A 20,617-nucleotide genomic window follows, 5' to 3' on the forward strand; every position below is an offset into this window, starting at 1 on the left:
TTTAACCAAAGCCGCATAAACTGTCATCTATAAAAGGGTAAACATTCGTTGGATCAGCGAAATTTGGCCGGAGGTTTTCCAATGTTTAAGCAAATTCTGGCTTGCGTTTCCGCCGAAAACAGAATAAAAATACAGTAATTACGAATAATCATGCATTGAGGGTTGTGCCGTGGTGAAGGAACGTAGAACCGAACTGGTAGAGGGGTTTCGTCATACCGTCCCCTATATTAACGCCCACCGGGGGAAGACGTTTGTCATCATGCTTGGCGGCGAAGCCATTGAGCATGAAAACTTTTCCAGCATCGTCAACGATATTGGCCTGCTGCACAGTTTAGGCATTCGTCTGGTGCTGGTCTATGGCGCGCGCCCGCAGATCGACGCGAATCTGGCCGAGCATCACCATGAGCCAACCTATCACAAACATATCCGCGTCACGGATACGAAAACCCTTGAGCTGGTGAAACAGGCCGCGGGCCTGCTGCAGCTGGATATTACTGCCCGCCTGTCGATGAGCCTGAACAACACCCCGTTACAGGGTGCGCATATCAACGTGGTCAGCGGTAACTTTATCATCGCTCAGCCGCTGGGCGTCGATGACGGCATCGACTACTGCCACAGCGGACGTATTCGTCGTATCGATGAAGAAGCGATTCATCGTCAGCTCGACAGCGGCGCTATCGTGCTGATGGGGCCGGTGGCCGTTTCAGTTACCGGCGAAAGCTTTAACCTGACGTCGGAAGAGATTGCCACCCAACTGGCGATTAAGCTGAAGGCCGAGAAGATGATCGGCTTCTGCTCCTCTCAGGGCGTATTTAACGAAGCGGGCGACATTATCTCTGAGCTATTCCCGAACGAAGCTCAGGCGCGCATTGAAGAGCTGGAAAAAGAGGGCGACTACCTTTCCGGCACCGCCCGTTTCCTGCGCGGCGCGGTCAAAGCCTGCCGCAGCGGGGTACGCCGCTGCCACCTTATCAGCTATCAGGAAGACGGCACGCTGTTGCAGGAGCTGTTCTCCCGTGACGGTATCGGTACGCAGATTGTGATGGAGAGCTCCGAGCAAATTCGCCGGGCGACCATCAACGATATTGGCGGTATTCTCGACCTGATTGCACCGCTCGAGCAGCAGGGCATTCTGGTGCGCCGCTCCCGCGAACAGCTGGAGATGGAGATCGATAAATTCACGATTATTCAGCGTGATAACACTACCATTGCCTGCGCCGCGCTCTATCCTTTCCCGGAAGAGAAAATTGGCGAAATGGCCTGCGTGGCGGTGCATCCGGATTACCGCAGCTCCTCACGTGGTGAAGTGTTACTGCAGCGGATTGCCGCCCAGGCGAAGCAGATGGGGCTTAACCACCTGTTTGTGCTGACGACGCGCAGTATTCACTGGTTCCAGGAACGCGGCTTTAAGCCGGTGGACGTGGAACTGCTGCCGGAGAGTAAGAAGCTGCTGTATAACTATCAGCGCCGGTCGAAGGTGTTGATGACGGATTTGGTGTAAGCCATATATTACGTAGCCCGGGCGAGGCGCTTGCGCCGATCCCAGGGTCGCTGGACGCTCGCCCGGGCTACACCGGGCACCGTGCCAACCTATTCCATCTCTGCAAAAATCGCCGACAGGCCGCTGCGCCGTTCGGTACGCGTGGCGATTGCCTGAATAAGCAGATTTTTATCGGCGTACATCGACAGCCGCGCTTTCGCGCGGGTAATCGCCGTATACACCAGCTCACGACTCACTACCGGGACAATCTGCGTCGGCAGCACCAGCGCGGCGTGGGTGAACTCGGAACCCTGCGATTTATGCACCGTCATCGCCCAGGCGGTGTCGTGCTCCGGCAGACGGCTTGGCTGCACCGATTTAATGGTGCCATCCGGCATCGGGAACCAGACGCGCATGCCGTCACCGCGATCCAGCGCGACGCCAATATCACCGTTAAACAGCCCCAGCGCGCTGTCGTTACGCGTAATCATCACCGGACGGCCTTCATACCAGCGAGAATGACGCTGCGGCACTATCTGCCGGTGGCGCGTCAGCAGCTGTTCAAACTGTTGGTTAAGCCCGCTCACGCCCCACGGCCCTTCGCGCAACGCGCACAGCAACTGATATTCGCCAAACGCCGCCAGCACGACCTCAGGGGCGGCCTGCTCGCGTAGCAGTTGAAGATAGTGGCCGTAACCCGCTCGCGCATCGTCGAGCATTGCGGCGTAGTCGTCAGTCGAGTGCTGCGGTTTCAGTTCAATATCGCTAAAGCCCCGGGCAAACACGGCATCGATCTCTTTCTTATCGCCCCGGTTCACTGCGCTGGCAAGCTGGCCGATACCGGAGTCGCTGCCAAAGCGATAGCTGGTTCGCAGCAGGCAAAGACTGTCGCGTAACGCCCCTGCTGTCTGGCCGTCACCGGCGGGAACCGTGGCCCCGACCAGGCGGCTAAGCTGCGCGGCGCGCTCTACCGTATAGCCCGCGTTCACCCAGCTACAGATATCGCCGAGTACCGCTCCGGCCTCCACCGACGCCAGCTGGTCGCGGTCGCCAAGGAAGATTATCCGCCCGTGCGGCGGCAGCGCGTCAATCAGCCGCGCCATCATCGGCAGGTCAATCATTGAGGCTTCATCCACCACCAGCACATCCAGATGCAGCGGGTTTCCGGCGTGGTAGCGCATCTTCCGGCTACCGGGCTGAGCACCCAGCAGACGGTGCAGCGTGCTGGCATCGGTTGGCAGCATCGCTTTTTGCGCGTCGGTTAAATCAAGTTTTCGCAGTGCCGCGCCCAGCGATTCCGTCAGGCGCGCCGCCGCTTTACCGGTTGGCGCCGCGAGGCGAATACGACACTTCTCCGTTCCCGCCATCTGTACCAGCGCCGCCAGCAGTTTAGCAACGGTGGTGGTTTTCCCGGTGCCGGGGCCGCCGGAGATAACCGAAATACGGCGCGTCAGCGCCACGCCGGCAGCCACTTTCTGCCAGTCGATCGTATCGCTTACCGGGAACAGCGCGTTGAGCGTTGCCGCAAGCTGGGCTTCATCGACGGCAAACGGCGCGTTGGTTTCGCTAAAGAAGCGCGCCACGGTGAGTTCGTTGCGCCACATGCGGTTGAGATAAAGCCTGCCACGGCTCAGGATCAGCGGCGATGGACGCTCTCCACCGCTAACGGCCTCAGAGCTCAGCAATAGGGGTTCCCATTCCTGCGGCACGTTCGCTTCGGCAAACAGCATCTGCCAGAGTTCGCGGGCGCGGCCTTTCGGCTGCATTGAGGGGCTGAGATGGGAGAGCGGCAAACAGACGTGCCCTTCCCCGGCGTCGCGGCTCAGCATCGCAGCGGCGAGCATCACCGCCGGATGCTCATCTTTTGCCACCATCAGCGCAAACTGCACGTCGAGCGGGCGTAGCAGCTTCTGCTCGGCGGCTTCCAGTAAACGTTGTTCGAGCGTCATACGTTGCTCTCCTCTCCGGCAAACAACGCGTCCATTGCCGTTATCAGCGCCGGGTCGGGCCGGGTGGTAAAGATTCCCTGCTGCCCTGCCTCGCTGTCCACGCCGCGCAGGAACAGATAAATCACGCCGCCGAAATGACGATCATAGTCATAGTCGGCCATGCGATGGCGCAGGTAGCGGTGCAGCGCCAGGCTGTAGAGCTGATACTGCAAGTCATAGCGGTGAGACTGCATTGCTTGCGCCATCGCCTCTTGGGTATAGGCTTCGCCGTTTTCGCCAAGCCAGTTGGACTTGTAATCCAGCAGGTAGTAGCGACCGTCGTGGCGGAACACAAGGTCGATAAAGCCCTTCAGCATGCCGCGCACCTGGCGGAAATCCAGCTCTGGGCAGCCCGCCGACAGCGGGTCATAGCGGCGAGTCACCGCATCCAGCGCACGCGCGTCCAGCGTTTGGCTAATGGGCAGATAAAACTCCATCTCCACCTGTTTTTGCCGCTCGCTAAGCTGGTTAAGCGCAATGCCGATATCCGCCAGCGGCGCGTCCAGCACCTGGGTTATCCAGCGGGTCAGCACCGGCTCCCACGCTTCATCAAAGCCGTTGTTTTGTAGCTTTTCACGCATCCATTCCGGCGACACCGGCTGGGTAAAGTCGAGGTCTTCAAACAGGCTATGCAGGAAGGTTCCCGGTGAGGCGCCGCGCGGGAAGTGGTGTGGCGTCATCTCCGGCTCAGTTGGGGAGTCCACGGTACCCGAGGCGTCAATATCGATACGTGGCAGCAGGTCTTGCGCCACGCTATGCCCGCGCTGCTGTAAACCGGAGTAGCTGGTAACACGCCAGTCATCAACCACGCGGCGTAGCACCTGACGTGCCGCCAGCTCCGGCATCTCGGGTTGGGTCGCCTGCCAACGAGCGTCGTCGGGTGCCGTCGCCAGCGTCAGAGAGATATGTTCGTCACATACGGCCTGCAGGCAGGCGTGCAGCCCGGAGGCGTCCAGTACTTCGCCTTTTTGCAGCAGCCTTCCCGGCGCGCTGTGGTGTAATTCCGTGTCGGTCGGTTTATCGCTGCGCCGGGACGTTAGCGGGGCAATACCCAGACTGCAATGCCAGATGGCGCGCGTTAAGGCCACATACAGCAGGCGCAGATCTTCCGCCAGACGCTCAGCCTCCGCTAGCTCCAGGCTCTCGTCGCTTTCGTTAAGATCCAGCACCGCTTTGAAGGATTCGCGGTCGTGGTAAAACGCCTGTTTCTCTTTGCGGAAACGGGCGATAAACGGCAGCCAGACCAGCGGGTACTCCAGCCCTTTTGACTTGTGAATGGTGACTATCTGCACCAGGTGTTTATCGCTCTCCAGACGCATCTGCTGACTGGAGGCATTGGTGTCCGGTTCGGCAACCTGCTGGTTCAGCCAGCGCACCAGCGCATGCTCGCTTTCAAGCTGGGTGGCCGCTTCCTGTAGCAGCTCGCTCAAGTGCAGAATATCGGTTAAGCGCCGCTCGCCGCCGTGGGTCGCCAGCAGGTTTTCTGCCATTGACCGCGCGCTCATCAGGGCGCGAATCATCGGCATCACGCCGCGCCGCTGCCAGATAAGACGGTAGTCGCTAAACTCTTCCACCAGCGCATCCCAGGCGTTTTCGTCCTGATTCAGTCGTTCAATATCCTGCGCGTTCAGGCCAAACATCGCCGTTGCCAGCGCGCTGCGCAGCGTATTTTCCCGTTCAGGCGTCAGCACCGCCTGAAGTACCCACAGCAGTTCCTGCGCTTCCGGGGTTTCAAACACGCTGTCGCGGTTGGAGAGGTAGACCGACGGGATCGCCAGCGCGTTCAGGGCATCACGGATTAACGACGCTTCCTGGCGGTTACGCACCAGCACGGTGATATCCGACGCCTGTACCGGGCGAGCGTTATCGCCTCGCCACAGCAGCGCGCTCCCCTGCTGGCCGCCGGTCAGCCAGTCGCGAATTTGCGCCGCGCACTGCTGAGCCATAAAGTTCTGATAATCCCCCGCGCTGATGCCTTCGCCGGGCATCAGCCACAGGTTCATGGCTGGCTGGTTTTCGCCGTCAACTTCGAAGCGCAGTGAGGCATTTTTTGGCGCTGATTTCACCGGCAGGAACGGAATATCACGAAACATAAAGGGGTTATCAACCAGCCCAAACAGGCGGTTGACGCTTTCGACCATCCCCGGCGCGGAGCGCCAGTTGGTGTCGAGGGTGTAATGGGCAGCCACGTCGCTGCGCGCGCGCATATAGGTAAATATATCCGCGCCGCGGAAGGCGTAAATCGCCTGCTTCGGGTCACCGATAAGCAGTAGTGCAGTGTCCGGTTGCTGCCGCCAGATACGGCGGAAGATGCGGTACTGCTGCGGGTCGGTATCCTGGAATTCATCGATCATCGCCACCGGGAATCGCTGACGGATAGCGGCAGCCAGCGCGTCGCCGCTGTCGCTCTCCAGCGCTTCATCAAGGCGGCTGAGCATATCGTCAAAGCCCAGCTCGCCACGTCGGCGCTTCTCACGGGCAACCGCTTCACGGATCTCTTTCATTGCCTGGGCGATCACCAGATCGTTAAGCGTCAGCGGCGTGGACAATAAGTTCTCGATGGCGCTGAACAGCGGATGAGTAGGGACTTCACCGCCCGCTTTGGTGCGCTCGGCGAGGAACGCCTGACTGAATTTTTCCAGTGCGTCGGGCAACTGGTAGTTTTTGCTCTCTTCCTGCGCCCAGGCGCTGATCTTATCGATCCACTTACCCTGATTGCCGCGGTTGAACTTGCGCCGGTCGATGCCGGAATTTTCCAGCAGCGCATCCAGCTCGCCCACGCTCGCCAACCAGTGACGTTTGATCTCAGCAATTTGCGCGAGGATCTTCTGGTGACGTGACGCTAGCGTTTCGGCGTCGCCGAGCGGTATTTTAAGCTCCGGCGCTTCCCCCTGCAGATAGCGGTCGATAGATTTAAGTAAGTCCTGCGGCCCTTTCCACGACTCGACAATCACCTGTGCAATTTCGCGATTGAGCGGGTAACAGTGGCGTCGCCAGAAGTCGGCGCAAGCCTGGTAGCGGAGCTGGGATTCGTCTTCAATCAGCTGCTGCTCAAACAGCATGCCGGACTCAAAGGCGTTGAGGCTCAGCATGCGCTGACAGAAGCCGTGGATGGTAAAGACGGCGGCATCGTCCATCTGGCGCTCCGCCAGCAGCAGCACGTTGGCCGCCTGCTGAAGGTCGTCAATTTCCGCCAGCAGGCTGGCATAGAGTGGGTTGTCGGTGGCGTTACGCAGACAGGCGACGCGCAGTTCGTGAATGTTGCTACGAATACGCCCGCGCAGCTCTTCGGTGGCGGCCTCGGTGAAGGTCACCACCAGCAGTTCTTCGACGTTGACGGGCCGAGTAAAGGCGGCTTCGCCGCCCAGCCCCAGCAAAAGCCGCAGGTAGAGTGCGGCGATGGTGAAGGTTTTTCCGGTGCCCGCAGAGGCTTCAATCAGGCGCTCGCCGATAAGGGGTAAGCGCAGGGGATCAAGGGACTCGGCGGTTTCGGTCATTCGTTTTCTCGTCGTAAGGGTAAGGTTTGCTGCAACTCAGTAATGCTCTGCCACACTTTCCAGCCTTCAGGGTGCGCGTAGTCGGTTTTGCCATTCTGGCTACCGGAGACCTGAGACAGCACCGTCATGCCCTGTGGAGCAACCACGGTCTGGTGGAAGAAGTCGGCCAGTTTTTGCGGCGTTAACAGCTTAATCTGGGCCACTACTTTAGCACGTGAATCAAAGGCCATATTACCGCGATCGAAATCTTTGCTCAGCTGCGAGGCTTCATCGCTCAAGGTTTGCGGCGCCTGCAGCATGTCTGCCACCACCGACTGCTGAATCTGGGCAAACTCTTCCGGTTTCATCGCGCGCAGTTTCTGCTCGGCGGTCGGGAAGAAGGCTTTGAAGCGCTGCCACAGGAACGACGGCTGCTTGTCGTTACTTTGCAGCAGGAACCCCATCCCCCACTGGCGGCCGACGTTCATCGAGAAGGCAAAGACGGCGTAGCCTAACTGTTCTTCGGTGCGCAGCTGTGTGTAGAACCACGGCTGGACGATTTGCGCCAGCATGGCGCTCGCCGCCGAGCTTGAGAACTCATCAACGTTTGGCGGCACAAACACCGCGGCCAGCGCCGAGTCGGTACTGGCACCGGCTTTCTCAAAGATGACGTTTTGCTGTTTATCGACCAGCACATCTTTGTTACGACACCATTCGCTGCCGTTGGCGCCAAGCTGGGTCTGAATGCTGCGCGCAAGGGTCGTGGACTGGTCAGCGCTCAGGTTGCCAATCACCATAAACTCTGGACGTGCCCCGGCTTTCAGCCGATCGCGGTAGTCCATCACCTCTTTGAGCGTAATTGACGGCAGCAGCGCTTTGCGGTCTTCACGCTGGAAATAAGGCACCTGCGATACCATCTGCACCGGCATAATCGCCTGTTCGTAGGCTTTGCCTTTATCGGCAGAGTCCATCATCTGCAGGTACCAGGATTTCGCCTGTTCCAGCTGCTCTTCGGTTGGCGTGTAGCTGAAATAGCCCTGCAGCAGGGCGTCAAACAGCTGCGGCAGACGCTGGGTGTAGCCGTTAGCGTTGAGCATCAAGCCGTTATTAGCGCCGGTTGAGAAGCTGATCCCGCCGACGGCAGCCTGGTTGCTCAACTGATCGAGTGCAATACCGGCCAGGTAGTCATTCAGCGCAAACATCACCTGGTTACGGGCGCTGTCCATCGCTTTCGGGTTACGCAGAATCAGCGTGATATCAGCCTTCGGTTCGCTGGCAAAATAGCGGCTCGGCATATAGACCAGACGCAGGTTTTGCTCATCAACAATCAGCTCCGGATGCGTGTACTTTTTCTCGCTTTTAATCAGCGTGAAGTCGTCAGGAATATACGGGTTGAGCTGCGGCAGATTCAGCGTAATGCCGTTAGAAGCCTTCTGCCATTTGGCGAAGGTGTCCGCGCTAATTTTATCCACCTGATACGGCGCATCAACAAAGTAAGCGGTCTTGTTATGCGGCTCGTTCGGGCTGATATACCAGATGCGCGCGTTCTGTGGCGTCATCATCGCCAGACGGTCTTTTACCGCCTGCGGGTCGTACTGGTCGGCAATGTTCACCGCATCGAGGGTATGCGCAACCGGCACACGAATCATGGTGTCTGCCAGCCATTCGACGTAGCCCATGTCACGGGTGATGGACGGGTAGCGGAAATCGAGGTTCAGCACATGCGCCAGCTCGTCAAAGTCGCTTTTGTCGATGCCTTTCTGGCGCAGCGTATCAAGATAGCTAAAGATAGCGGCGACCACTTCATCGCGGTGCGCCAGTCCTTTATCGGTTAAGGTGGCGGAAATCGCCAGCACGCCACTGTTGCCGTTCACTACCGGATCGGAGTCTGCGCGAATGCCCTCTACCAGCCCCTGCTTTTGCAGCCAGTCGGACAAGGTGCCCGGCGTGCGGTTGCCGATAAGATAGGTGATCAGCTCGTCGGTTTTGCTGCGGAACTGCGCGGAGTTGTTATCGATGCGGAATTCCACGCGCAGCACTTTACGCGGCAGCGCTGGCACGTAGTGAATGATGATGCCTTTCTGCGCATCGGTGACCACCGGGACGGTGATTTCCGGGCGTTCGATAGATTTGTTCGGCACACGGCCGTAGGTTTGCGCCGCAATCTGCGCCAGCTCAGGCAGCGGTTTGTTGCTGTAAATGACTGCCTTCATCAGGTTCGCGGAGTAATACTTATTGCGAAACGCCAGCAGCGCTTCATACACCGGGCTGTCGGGCTTGTCGCTCAGCGTTTCGAGGTTACCGCCAGAGAAGCGCGCGCCGGGGTGAGCCGGGTTGATGGTTTCAGCACTCACCTGCGCCATGCGCATACCGTCGCGAGTACGCGCCATAGTCAACTCAGCATTGACAGCGTTACGCTCGCGGTCGGCGTATTTCTTTTCCAGCAGTGGTGCAGCAATGGCGTCCGCCAGGCGGTCTACCGCCCCCTGCAGCGCATCGTTTTCCACTTCCAGATAGAAGGCGGTGCGATACGGCGCGGTACTGGCGTTGTGGCTGCCGCCGTGCATTTTTAAGAATTCAGCGAGGTTGTCAGGCTGCGGGTAGTTTTTCGAGCCCATCAGCGTCATGTGTTCGAGGAAATGTGCAAGGCCCGGATGCGAGTCAGGATCTTCCAGCGAGCCGACGGGCACCACCAGCGCCGACAGCGATTTCACCGCCTGCGGATCGGAAACCAGCAGGACGACCATCTTGTTGTCGAGCGTAATCGCTTGATACTGACGGGTGTCTTTTTCGCTTTTGCGGATGGTTTCCTGAATCGGTTGCCATCCGGTTTCTGCCTGACCTACGGTCGCCCAAAGGGCGGTGACGAAAACAACAATACTCAACCAGATACTGCGGGGCATTCACGGACCTCACCATTAACAGATACTTCAAAAATCAGCATGCTCTTGTGGGCAGTTTCAGCCTCAGCTTACCGCTTCGTCCGCTGCCACTCATCAGTCCGTGACTTGTGCGCATAGTAAATGAACCGATTAACTTGCGCAATTTTTATACAGTCAGGATGACTGGTTAAACCTAAATACGGGCAGCAGATACGGCGTCGTCTGCGCGATAATCGCTTCATACTGCGCAGGTTCCAGGGTACGCCATAAACGCTGATACCAGACGTCGGCCCCTTCGCCGCTCACCACCATGTTGCCTTCGTAAGCCTGTAAAAACTTGCTGCGCGCTTTCTGCAGCGAGTCTTCGTCTTCTAAGATGGCATCATTTTCGGCATCGTAACAGGCTTTTATCCATGCGCCGCCGCTCTCCGGCAGGAACAGCAACGGCTGACACATCCCCTCACGATAACCTGCAACCAGCTGTGACAGATAGGCTTTGGCCTCCTCGGCCGCCAGCGGCGGGAAGCACCACTCCCCGTCTTTGCGCAGCAGCAGACGGCTTTCACCTGCTCCACCGCTAGCACAGTAGACAAGGTGTTCCAGCCAAAGTTGCATTCCCTGTGAAACGCTAAGCAGCGAAGGCCGCCAGCGCAGCAGGCCATTTTCCTGAACCTGCGGCAGCCAGCCGGTGATATTCACCCCGTCGCAGTCGAGATCGATCTCCATACTCTGCCCGCTACGACGATACTCAATCACCCGGCTCGCCAGCGCGCTCATCTCCTGGTGCTGCGCTTCCCAGGCAATCTCACCGAACGGGCCGTAAGGCAGTTCACCGGCGGCACGATAGCGGCGGTACATCATGCTGGCATCCTGTTGCTCTATCAGAGAATTCAGCAGCTGCTGGTTGAGCTGGTAGCGCGTCAGCCCTTCCAGGGTGAACGGCTCGGTATCGGGAATATCGCTCTCTTCATTACGGAAATTAACCTGCAGGCGCATCTGGAAAAAGGCGCGCACCGGGTGCGCCCAGAAGCGCTGAAGTTGTTCGAGCGGCAGCGTGGTCAATGCGAGTGGTTCCAGCGGCTGGATAAAGTCGGAATGCGCTTCGCCCTGCTGGCTTGCCGCCGCCAGCCACTCCTGGGCATAGCTTTGCTGCTCACCGGCTTTGTAGTTGTCGGCATCAAACGGCATGCGCGGGTGCAGATGCATCACGTGACGCTTCACGCGCTGCTCGCTTTCGTCACAGTTGAGCGCTTCATCGCCCTCCAGGCAGTGGCTCTGGCCGATATAGTCCATCAGTTCCTGCACCAACACCGACGGGTAGCGTTCGCTGTTATCCTGAATGGAACGGCCGATATAGCTGATATAGAGCGCTTTCTCCGCCGACATCATCGCCTCAAGGAACAGATAGCGGTCATCGTCGCGACGGCTTCGGTCGCCACGTACCGGTTTCTGGCTCATCAGGTCAAAGCCGAGCGGCGCCAATGCGCGTGGGTAAATACCGTCGTTCATGCCCAGCAGGCACACCACTTTGAACGGGATGGAGCGCATTGGCATCAGGGTACAAATGTTAATTGGGCCTGCCAGGAAGCGCTGGCTGATGCGTTCCTGATCGAGGCGCTGCGCCAGTTCGTCACGCAGCAGCGTCAGCGGCACCTCACCGGCGTACTGCGACTGCACGCCCTGGGCGATAATCGCCTGCCACTGCTGCTCAATCAGCGCCAGAGCGGCTTCGGTGTCCTGATCCGGCAGGAAGAAGTCGTTCAGCATCTCACGGCATACCGGCAGCCATTCCTCCAGCGAACGCGCCTGCGTCAGCACCTGCCGCCAACGATTAAGCTGCATCAGCAGCGAGGCCAGATGCCCCACCAGTTCGGCAATCAGGCCGCTAGACTCGTCATACGGCAGCACCTCCTGCCATTCGCCCTGCTCGCTTTCCATCGCGTAGCCCAGCAGCATACGCGTGAGGCCAAAGCGCCAGGTATGCTGCCCGGTAGCCGGCAGGTCCATTTCGCGGACGTTATCGTCGTCCATACCCCAGCGTACGCCGGATTCGCTAACCCACTGACGCAGATGAAGCAGGCCCGCCTCATCAATGTTGAACCGCGCCGCCAGTACAGGCACATCCAGCAGCGCCAGCACGTCTTCGCTGGTATTGCGGCTATCAGGGAGTGACAACAGAGTGATAAACGCCTGCATCGCCGGGTGAGCCTGACGGGCGCGACGGTCCGAAATAGCGTACGGCAGATAGCGTTCACCGGTGGCGCTGCCAAACACGGCCTGAATGAACGGACTGTAACTGTCGATATCCGCCACCATGACGATAATGTCGCGCGGCGTCAGCGTCGGGTCGGCCTCCAGCATCGCCAGCAGGCGGTCATGCAGCACTTCAACTTCGCGCTGCGGGCTATGGCAAACGTGGACGGTGAGGCTGCGGTCATCTCGCGCCAGCGGGCGCTTATTGCCGCTGTGGGCAAACTCTTCGGCGGTACGCCCGGCAACGGCGGAGTTTTTCAACTCCAGTACGTCGTACTGAAGGTTGTGTAACAGGTTGTCGGGTTCGATATCGACAAACGCATCCAGCTCCTGATAGCGTTCAAGCCCCGCCAGCAGGTAGATATAGTCGCGCCCCAGCTTGCCCCAGGAGGCCAGCATCGGGTTACCAACGTCCTGCTCACCGTCGTCGTTAAACAGCCCCGGCGCGTGGCTGGCATCCTGGAACAGCGGCAGTTCACGCTGCTCGCGATAGTGACGACGCTGGCGCGCCATCAAGCGGGCCAGAAACGCCGGGTCTTTAATATCGCCCCAGTAGTAGCGGCACGGGTTGGTGAACAGCACGTAGATATCGACGTGTTTGCCCAGCGCCTGTAGCGCGTGCAGGTAAACTGGCGGCAACGCGGAGATACCACAGATAAAGACGCGTGCCGGCAGGCCTGCGGGCGGCTCGTTGCTCTTTTCCAGGGTGTCGATAAAACGCTGATAGAGGTTGGCACGATGCCACAGCGGCTGACCCAGCGCGGCGGTATGCTCCACCAGCGCTTTCCACAGCGGTGCTTGCCATACCTGCGCCTCGCCCACGCCGTCGACTAACCGTCCTGCTTCCCACTCCGTCAGCCATTGGGGGCGGTACACCAGGTATTGGTCATAGAGGTCAGCGACGCGGGAGGCCAGCTGGAACAGCTTGCGCTTGTCGGCATCGTCAGTCAGATAGTGGCGCAGCGGCGTAAAGGCTTCATCATCCAGCATGCCCGGCAGCAGGGTCATCAGCTTCCAGCTCATGCTCTGTTTGTTAAAGGCGCTCTCGCCGGGGATTTCGGGCAGCACGCGGGTGAACATGTCCCAGATAAAGCTCGCGGGCAGCGGGAAGTCGATATTCGCGGCAATGCCAAAGCGCTGGGACAGCGTCATCTGCAGCCACTGCGCCATCCCGGTACTTTGTACGAGGATCATTTCAGGCTCGAAAGGGTCCGCCAGGCGGTCCTGCTCAACGATGAACTCCATCAATGCTTCCAGCACGTCCAGACGGTTGGAGTGGTAGACCCTTAACATATTCGCTCCTGACTACTGACTGACCGGGCAATGCAGGCGGGACATGCGCCCCTGCTTACCCATTGGGGTGGTAATAGTAGCATTGATGCTGACACAACGTTGTGACGATGTCTGTCCCCGCTGGCTCGCCCAGCCCACTGGCAGTGCCGGTGCCTGCTGTTGCGTTTGCCCCCAGGCATAGCGCCACATCTGACGGTACTGATCAAGCTCAAGGCTGCTGGTTGCCAGCACGCGATAATAGCCGCCGAGCGCCGTGACAACACTGACCATCAGGAACATCGCCAGCACCACTTCCGGCAAGCTAAAGCCTCGTGCTTTCAGGGTATCTGGCATCGCGTCACCTCCTTTAACGGGCAAAAATCGCTCCAGCCATGCGCGGAAAACCGAATATTTCCCGCCGCCCAACTTCCCGATTGCCAGAGCATGAACGCCTCGTTTTTGGCCACCAGAAGCAACGTGCCGTCATCAAAGAGCCGCAGGCAAACCCGCGTTATGCCTCCATACACCAGGCATTGCGCTCCGGCCTCTGCCATCCAGTTCTGGCCTTTTCCCCACTGCAACACCGTATGTACCTCCGCGGTACGCTGAAGCGCCCGACTTTCTGCACTGACGCTCGCAGTCTGCTGCCGCAGTGCCTGGTTCAGCCCTTGCAGCATCAGGCTGCCGGTAACCAGCAGCATCAGCACCATCGCCAGCGACGACACCCCGCGCTGGCGATTCACAGGTTGTACCCCGTCACCCCATACTGCGCGCTGGCGGCAACTCCGCCCGTCGCCGTGGCCGATAAGCTAATCAACAGTTCCGGCGGAAACCCGCTGATGGTCTGACGCGATACCTGAAAAGCTGTAACGGTCGCCGTCGCCGGGTCGGTCATCTTATCCCAGCCGCTGCCGCTACAGGCTTTCGCCCCACGCAGCGTCTCCAGCACGCCGGAATTCAGGCGAAAGCCAATGCTATCGGCGTTCTCCGTCGGCGACGTTTCCCAGATACCGTTGCTGTTGCCATCCCAGCGGGCGATAACACACTGCCCCTGCTCCGCGATGTGCAGCGCTTCTCCCTGGCAGCTTTCGCCACCACAGTAACCCGCACGTTGAAGATGCTTTGCGACCGTATAAACACTCTGCCAGAGATCGTCCTCCAGCGTTTGCTGGCGCATTTGCAAGAATATTCCCCGCTGCAGCGCGGGCTGGAAACGAGAAGCGCCCAGCAGCAACACGCTGCTAATCGCCATCGCAATGAGCACTTCCAGTAGCGAAAACCCGCGCATCAGCATGTTCCCCCTTCGCATAGCCGCACTCGCCCCCCGTTTGAGATAACTACCGTCCAGCGACCCACGTCGCTAACCAGCGTTACGTTGCCCGCCCATGCGGTATTCCGCAGGCCAAAAAAGGCCAGGTTAGGCGTGATATGGCTGACGCTCACCTCCTCCCACATCGGGCGAAATACGGCGGGATTACCCGTTGGGCAGCCTGCCAGAACCGCCTCATCGGCCACCACGCACCAGCCGCTTTCGTGGCGGTGTAGTCGGAAGAAACGATCGCGGTTATGCCAGTTGGCATCGCTGCGCATCGCCATCAGGTAGCCGCGCAGTTCGCTGGCGGTTTGCCATAGCCGCTGCGACTGCTGCCAGCGGTGCCAGCCGTACAGGCCCGTTGCGCTGAGGATAAGTACCAGCGTCAGTGCTACCAGGGTTTCAATGAGGGTATAGCCCCGTTCTCTTTCTCTGCTCATGGCGGGCAGTATGGCGCGCGCATCAATGGGCTACGAGGCAGGGATTTGGCTTCTACGAGCCGTCTTCAGGGGAAAATAGTGGTTTACAGCAACGCGGGGGAAAACGTGGAAAGCGCTTCGCAAAACGGGGGATTGATAGTGCCAGGAATACCGTCAATCACGTATAAAAAAACGGCACCTAAGTGCCGTTTTTTTATGACCGTGAGATTAAATCGCCACTGGCGCTTTGATACCCGGGTGCGGGTCGTAGCCTTCGATTTCGAAGTCATCAAAGCGGTAGTCGAAGATAGACTCCGGCTTACGTTTAATCACCAGCTTTGGCAGCGCGCGCGGTTCGCGGGTCAGTTGCAGGGCGGTCTGTTCCATGTGGTTGCTGTACAGGTGGGTATCCCCGCCGGTCCAGACAAAGTCACCCACTTCCAGGTCGCACTGCTGCGCCATCATATGCACCAGCAGCGCATAGCTGGCGATGTTGAACGGCAGGCCGAGGAACACGTCGCAGGAGCGCTGATAGAGCTGGCAAGAGAGCTTGCCGTCAGCCACGTAGAACTGGAAGAACGCATGGCACGGCGCCAGCGCCATCTTGTCCAGTTCACCGACGTTCCACGCGGAAACGATAATACGGCGCGAGTCCGGATCGTTTTTCAGCTGGTTCATCACGGTGGTGATCTGGTCAATATGGCGGCCGTCAGGCGTAGGCCAGGCGCGCCACTGTTTGCCGTAAACCGGGCCCAGGTTGCCGTTCTCATCGGCCCATTCATCCCAGATGCTGACGTTGTTTTCGTGCAGATAGGCAACGTTGGTGTCGCCCTGCAGGAACCACAGCAGTTCGTGGATGATAGAACGCAAATGGCAGCGCTTGGTCGTCACCAGCGGGAAACCTTCTTGCAGGTTAAAGCGCATCTGGTGGCCGAAAATGGAGACGGTGCCGGTACCGGTACGGTCGTTTTTCTGGGTGCCCTCATCGAGCACCTTCTGCATCAGTTCAAGATACTGTTTCATGCTTCCTCAGGAGATCTGTTGCTGCGGACGGCGAAACGCCCAGACCATCATAATGATACCTGCAAGCACCATCGGAATCGAAAGAATCTGCCCCATGCTGATGTACTGCACCCACTCGCCGGTGAACTGCGCATCCGGCTGGCGGAAGAATTCAGAGATGATGCGGAACAGACCGTAGCCAATCAGGAACAGACCGGAGACCGAGCCCGCCGGGCGTGGTTTACGGATAAAGAAGTTCAGGATCAGGAACAGTACCACGCCTTCCAGCGCCAGTTCATACAGCTGGGACGCATGGCGCGGCAGCGAGCCGTAGGTATCAAACAGCGTTTGCCATTCCGGGTGAGACGGCAGCAGCGCCAGGTCTTCCGCACGGGAACCAGGGAACAGCATGGTGTAGTGGAAGCTCGGGTCGACGCGGCCCCACAGTTCGCCGTTGATAAAGTTCCCCAGACGGCCGCAGCCCAGACCGAACGGGATCAGCGGCGCGATGAAGTCAGAGACCTGGAAGAAGGTACGCTTGGTGCGTTTGGCGAAGATAATCATCACCACGATCACGCCAATCAGGCCACCGTGGAAGGACATCCCACCGTCCCAGACGCGGAACAGATAGAGCGGATCCTGCAGGAAGGAGTCGAAGTTGTAGAACATCACGTAGCCGATGCGCCCGCCGAGGAATACCCCGAGGAAGCCCGCATACAGCAGGTTTTCCACTTCGTTTTTGGTCCAGCCGCTGTTTGGGCGGTTCGCACGACGCGTCGCCAGCCACATAGCAAAGATAAAGCCCACAAGGTACATCATGCCGTACCAATGCAGGGAAACCGGTCCGATGGAGAAAATTACCGGATCAAAGTCCGGGAAACGCAGATAACCACTATTCATCTGTCACCACAAATGCTTGTTATTCCGCCGAAAGTGGACAGCGGTAGAGACGCGCGCCGGAAGCTTCAGGCGCTCCAAAGGTGCGAATGATAGCACAGGGGAGATGAGAGATGATGCGGAGAAGATGTAAAAGATATGTATAAGCTGGCGTAGCCCGGGCGAGGCGTTAAGCCGACCCCGGGGCAGCATGGTGCCAATCCCGGCGTCGCATACGCTCGGCCGGGCTACCAGGAAGAAGGCCTACAGGCCGCCGCGAATCAGGCCGCCAAGGCCGCGACGTTCCATAAAGGCCGCCACCTGATGGCGCACTTCAGTCGCCATCTGCGCCTCAAGACTGCGGCGCGCCAGGGTTTCGGCATCTTCGAGATCGATATTACGCAGCAGATACTTCACGCGCGGCACCGAGCGGCCGTTCATCGACAGATGACGGAAGCCGAGGCCCACCAGAATGGTGACACACATTGGGTCGCCCGCCATTTCGCCGCACAGGCGTAAATCAATGCCGTAACGCTCCGCTTCCTGGACAATCATCGACAGCACCCGAATCATGCCAGGGTGCAGGCTGTCATACATGCTGGCAACGCGCGTGTTGTTGCGGTCAACCGCCAGCACGTACTGAGTCAGGTCGTTGGTGCCCACCGAGATGAAATCGACGCGGTTTGCCAGATTCGGCAGCATAAAGATCATCGACGGCACTTCCAGCATGATCCCGATACGCGGTTTAGGGATCGCATAGCCGATCATCTCTTCCACTTCGCGTCCGGCACGGTCGATCAGGCGGCGGGCTTCGTCCACTTCTTCAAGATTGGTGATCATCGGCAGCAGAATGCTTAGATTGCCGGTTGCCGCATTGGCGCGCAGCATCGCACGAACCTGGATCAGGAAGATCTCTGGCTGATCGAGCGTGATGCGGATCCCACGCCAGCCAAGGCATGGGTTCTCTTCGCTGATCGGCATGTACGGCAGCTGTTTATCCGCGCCAACGTCAAGCGTACGCAGCGTCACCGGCTTGTCGTTGAACATCTGCAACATGCCCTGATACTGCGCCACCTGCTCTTCCTCCGACGGGAAGCCGCTTTGCAGCATAAACGGAATTTCGGTGCGATAGAGGCCAATGCCGTCGATGCGACGCCCCAGCTTCTGCTCATGTTCCGGGCTAAGGCCAGCATTGAGCATCACCTTCACGCGCTCGCCGCTTTTCAGCTCTGCCGGGCGTTCAACGTCCCCTTCCGCCAGGCGGCTAAGTTCGTTCTCTTCGCTAATAAGGCGCTGGTATTCCTGCACCAGGATCGGTTCGGGATCGACCAGCAGTTCGCCGCGATAGCCGTCCACCACCAGCGTGCGCCCATGAAGGATCGCCGGCTGAATGTCTGCCCCCATCACCGTCGGAATGCCCAGCGCACGCACCATGATCGCCGCATGGGAGTTGGCCGCACCATCGCGAACGACCACGCCGGCTAAACGATCCTGTGGCACTTCCGCAAGCGTAGCAGCAGAGAGTTCATCAGCCACCAGCACAAACCGCGCGGGCCAGCCGTTCGCGCCCTGCGTGGTGTCATCAAGGTGGAACAGCAGACGCTGCCCGAGCGTGCGTAAATCACCCGCCCGTTCTTTCAGATAGCCGTCGCTCAGGGCGGCAAACTGTTCGGCGAACTTCTCGATAATTTTTTTCACCGCCCACTCGGCGACCGAGCCTTTATCGACTTCCGCGAACAGTTCGCGGCGCAGGCTGGCGTCAGAGAGCAGGTGTGAATAGAGGTCGAAAATCGCCGCCGTCTCTTTTTGCGCCCCGGCGGCATAGCGTTTGCTGTAGCGACGAAACTCATTCGCCGCCTCTTCCAGCGCCGCAGTTAAGCGCTCGCGCTCAAGCGCGGTATCCAGCGATGAGGCTTCGTAAACCTGCTCCATCAGCGGCAGGGTGGCGTCCATCCAGCCTTCGGCAATCGCCACGCCCGGCGAAGCGGGCAGCGCGCGGATGCGCGTCTGGCGGTACTGACCAAACAGCGCCGTCAGCTGAGATTGAGAGAGGATCGCCGCCATCTGGGTAGCGAGCGTCACCAGGAATGACTCTTCGCTTTCGTCGAACTGACGCAGCTCGCGCTGCTGCACCACCAGCACGCCCAGCAGCTGGCGGCGCTGAATAATCGGCACGCCGAGAAAAGCGCGGAAGCGCTCTTCTTTTACAGAGGGGATGTATTTGTAGCTGGGGTGTTTTTGCGCGTCGGCAAGGTTGATGGGTTCAGCCAGTCGGCCAACCAGGCCAACGATGCCTTCATCAAAGGCGAGCGTGATGGTACGACCGCGTGGCTTCTTCAGCCCGCGGGTCGCCATCAGGTAAAAGCAGCGTCGATCGTTGTCGGCGAGATAGACCGAGCAAACCTCTGTCTCCATCGCCTGGCAGACATCGGTAACCAGAATATCCAGCGCCTCGTTCAGACGAGGCGCACTCGCGACCTTCTCAACAATTTCGCGTAGGCGCGTGAGCATAATGTGCGTGGCTTAACCTCTTTTGCGTCGATAAGCAGGCGCGCTTTGTGGCTTTGGCGCGCTCTCCGCAAGCGCCATCACTACACTGGCGAACTCTTTCATTACCCGGCGGTAGACGTCGCGTTTAAACGAGACGACCTGACGCACCGGATACCAGTAACTCACCCAGCGCCAGCCATCGAACTCCGGCGTGCTGCTGGTCTGCATATTGATATCCGCGTCATTGCCGATCAACTGCAAGAGAAACCACTTTTGTTTCTGGCCGATACACACCGGCTTAGTGTCCCAACGCACCAAACGTTTTGGCAACTTGTAACGCAACCAGTTTCGGGTCGAAGCGAGGATCCGCACATCCTTGCGGCTTAATCCAACTTCTTCGAACAATTCCCGATACATCGCCTGTTCTGCTGTCTCACCGGGGTTTATGCCCCCTTGGGGAAATTGCCAGGAGTGCTGACCATAGCGTCGGGCCCACATTACCTGACCCTGACGATTGCAAATTACAATACCAACGTTCGGGCGGTAGCCATCGTCATCAATCACCGGACTACCTCAAAATAAGCTTCAATGTGAACGATTGTTTCACACTCGCTGGAAACGGTAAACCACTCTATTACGCCTCTACCAACGAATAACATTTGAATAACTCACAGTAATCATCAGAGTTATAAACAGAGAACCGCGCTGGTCAGCGATTTTATTCACTTTTTCTGTGGATAGAGTTGTGAAGAAGTACGGAATTACCCAGGGAAAACCCAGAGTACTCTGAATAATCGCATGCCGACCACGCTCAGTAAAATGATATTTTTCATTATGTTATTATAGTTAATCTTGATGTATTAGCGCATAACGTGACGATCATCACATGGGCGATCCTTCAATTGATGAAAGATCGAACAACGTTGGTTTTATCCACAGATTGTGCAAACATCTTAGGCATCTTTTGTGCGAAAATTCGATTTTCGTCGCACGTCAAGGCTGTAAATTGAAACAGTAGTCAGGCTTTTCCCCAGTTATCCCACTTTTCTGTGGATAACATGGTGTAAGATCCTGTTCATTGTCAGTGACCAGATTTGGAAAACCTTTTTTCAGCGGATTTTTTTATGTAATTTCTGCGTAAAAAAACGATGATAATCATCATCTTGG

The 20,617-nt window shown here is 58.3% G+C and carries 13 protein-coding genes and 1 pseudogene; 2 read left to right on the forward strand and 12 right to left on the reverse strand.

All coding sequences use genetic code 11. From position 1 onward, the window contains the following. Nucleotides 1-169: 169 nt before the first annotated feature. On the forward strand, nucleotides 170-1,501 hold the full coding sequence (argA, locus tag FHC49_RS12995; RefSeq protein ID WP_220439966.1) for an amino-acid N-acetyltransferase: 1,332 nt from the start codon (nucleotides 170-172) through the stop codon (nucleotides 1,499-1,501). Nucleotides 1,502-1,590: 89 nt separating this feature from the next. Here argA and recD read toward each other — a convergent pair whose 3' ends face one another. The 12 genes from recD to rppH form a co-directional block, all read right to left on the reverse strand. Continuing rightward, nucleotides 1,591-3,429: an exodeoxyribonuclease V subunit alpha gene (recD, locus tag FHC49_RS13000; RefSeq protein WP_220439967.1), complete on the reverse strand. Its 1,839-nt coding sequence runs from the start codon at nucleotides 3,427-3,429 to the stop codon at nucleotides 1,591-1,593. Next, complete coding sequence (gene recB / locus FHC49_RS13005) at nucleotides 3,426-6,965, reverse strand: exodeoxyribonuclease V subunit beta (RefSeq protein ID WP_220439968.1); 3,540 nt, start codon at nucleotides 6,963-6,965, stop codon at nucleotides 3,426-3,428. Before recB ends, recD begins: the two co-directional genes overlap by 4 nt. Further along, nucleotides 6,962-9,847 (reverse strand): pitrilysin, encoded by a 2,886-nt coding sequence (gene ptrA / locus FHC49_RS13010; RefSeq protein ID WP_220439969.1) that lies wholly within the window; start codon nucleotides 9,845-9,847, stop codon nucleotides 6,962-6,964. Before ptrA ends, recB begins: the two co-directional genes overlap by 4 nt. A 153-nt stretch (nucleotides 9,848-10,000) precedes the next feature. Next, complete coding sequence (gene recC / locus FHC49_RS13015; RefSeq protein WP_220439970.1) at nucleotides 10,001-13,372, reverse strand: exodeoxyribonuclease V subunit gamma; 3,372 nt, start codon at nucleotides 13,370-13,372, stop codon at nucleotides 10,001-10,003. A gap of 12 nt (nucleotides 13,373-13,384) precedes the next feature. After that, nucleotides 13,385-13,705, reverse strand: coding sequence for a prepilin-type N-terminal cleavage/methylation domain-containing protein (locus tag FHC49_RS13020; protein WP_220439971.1), 321 nt, complete (start codon nucleotides 13,703-13,705; stop codon nucleotides 13,385-13,387). Next, nucleotides 13,690-14,094, reverse strand: a complete 405-nt coding sequence (locus FHC49_RS13025; protein WP_220439972.1) for a DUF2509 family protein — start codon at nucleotides 14,092-14,094, stop codon at nucleotides 13,690-13,692. The genes FHC49_RS13020 and FHC49_RS13025 overlap by 16 nt, the downstream gene beginning before the upstream one ends. Next, nucleotides 14,091-14,639 (reverse strand): prepilin peptidase-dependent protein, encoded by a 549-nt coding sequence (locus FHC49_RS13030; RefSeq protein WP_370631765.1) that lies wholly within the window; start codon nucleotides 14,637-14,639, stop codon nucleotides 14,091-14,093. The genes FHC49_RS13025 and FHC49_RS13030 overlap by 4 nt, the downstream gene beginning before the upstream one ends. After that, complete coding sequence (locus FHC49_RS13035; protein ID WP_220439974.1) at nucleotides 14,639-15,103, reverse strand: prepilin peptidase-dependent protein; 465 nt, start codon at nucleotides 15,101-15,103, stop codon at nucleotides 14,639-14,641. The genes FHC49_RS13030 and FHC49_RS13035 overlap by 1 nt, the downstream gene beginning before the upstream one ends. A gap of 207 nt (nucleotides 15,104-15,310) precedes the next feature. Next, nucleotides 15,311-16,105, reverse strand: coding sequence for a thymidylate synthase (gene thyA / locus FHC49_RS13040; RefSeq protein WP_123650647.1), 795 nt, complete (start codon nucleotides 16,103-16,105; stop codon nucleotides 15,311-15,313). Nucleotides 16,106-16,111: 6 nt separating this feature from the next. Further along, nucleotides 16,112-16,984, reverse strand: coding sequence for a prolipoprotein diacylglyceryl transferase (gene lgt / locus FHC49_RS13045; RefSeq protein ID WP_185667950.1), 873 nt, complete (start codon nucleotides 16,982-16,984; stop codon nucleotides 16,112-16,114). Between the two features lie 240 nt (nucleotides 16,985-17,224). After that, nucleotides 17,225-19,471 (reverse strand): phosphoenolpyruvate--protein phosphotransferase, encoded by a 2,247-nt coding sequence (gene ptsP, locus FHC49_RS13050; RefSeq protein WP_185667949.1) that lies wholly within the window; start codon nucleotides 19,469-19,471, stop codon nucleotides 17,225-17,227. 12 nt (nucleotides 19,472-19,483) lie between these two features. Next, nucleotides 19,484-20,014, reverse strand: coding sequence for an RNA pyrophosphohydrolase (gene rppH / locus FHC49_RS13055; RefSeq protein WP_035893962.1), 531 nt, complete (start codon nucleotides 20,012-20,014; stop codon nucleotides 19,484-19,486). Nucleotides 20,015-20,455: 441 nt separating this feature from the next. On the opposite strand from rppH, the pseudogene FHC49_RS24430 reads away from it, so the two are divergent. Next, nucleotides 20,456-20,566 (forward strand): annotated as a pseudogene (locus FHC49_RS24430) (hypothetical protein); the annotation flags it as partial. Nucleotides 20,567-20,617: the final 51 nt, after the last annotated feature.

It is taken from the genome of Kluyvera sp. EC_51, from assembly GCF_019584505.1.
GTDB lineage: Bacteria > Pseudomonadota > Gammaproteobacteria > Enterobacterales > Enterobacteriaceae > Kluyvera > Kluyvera sichuanensis.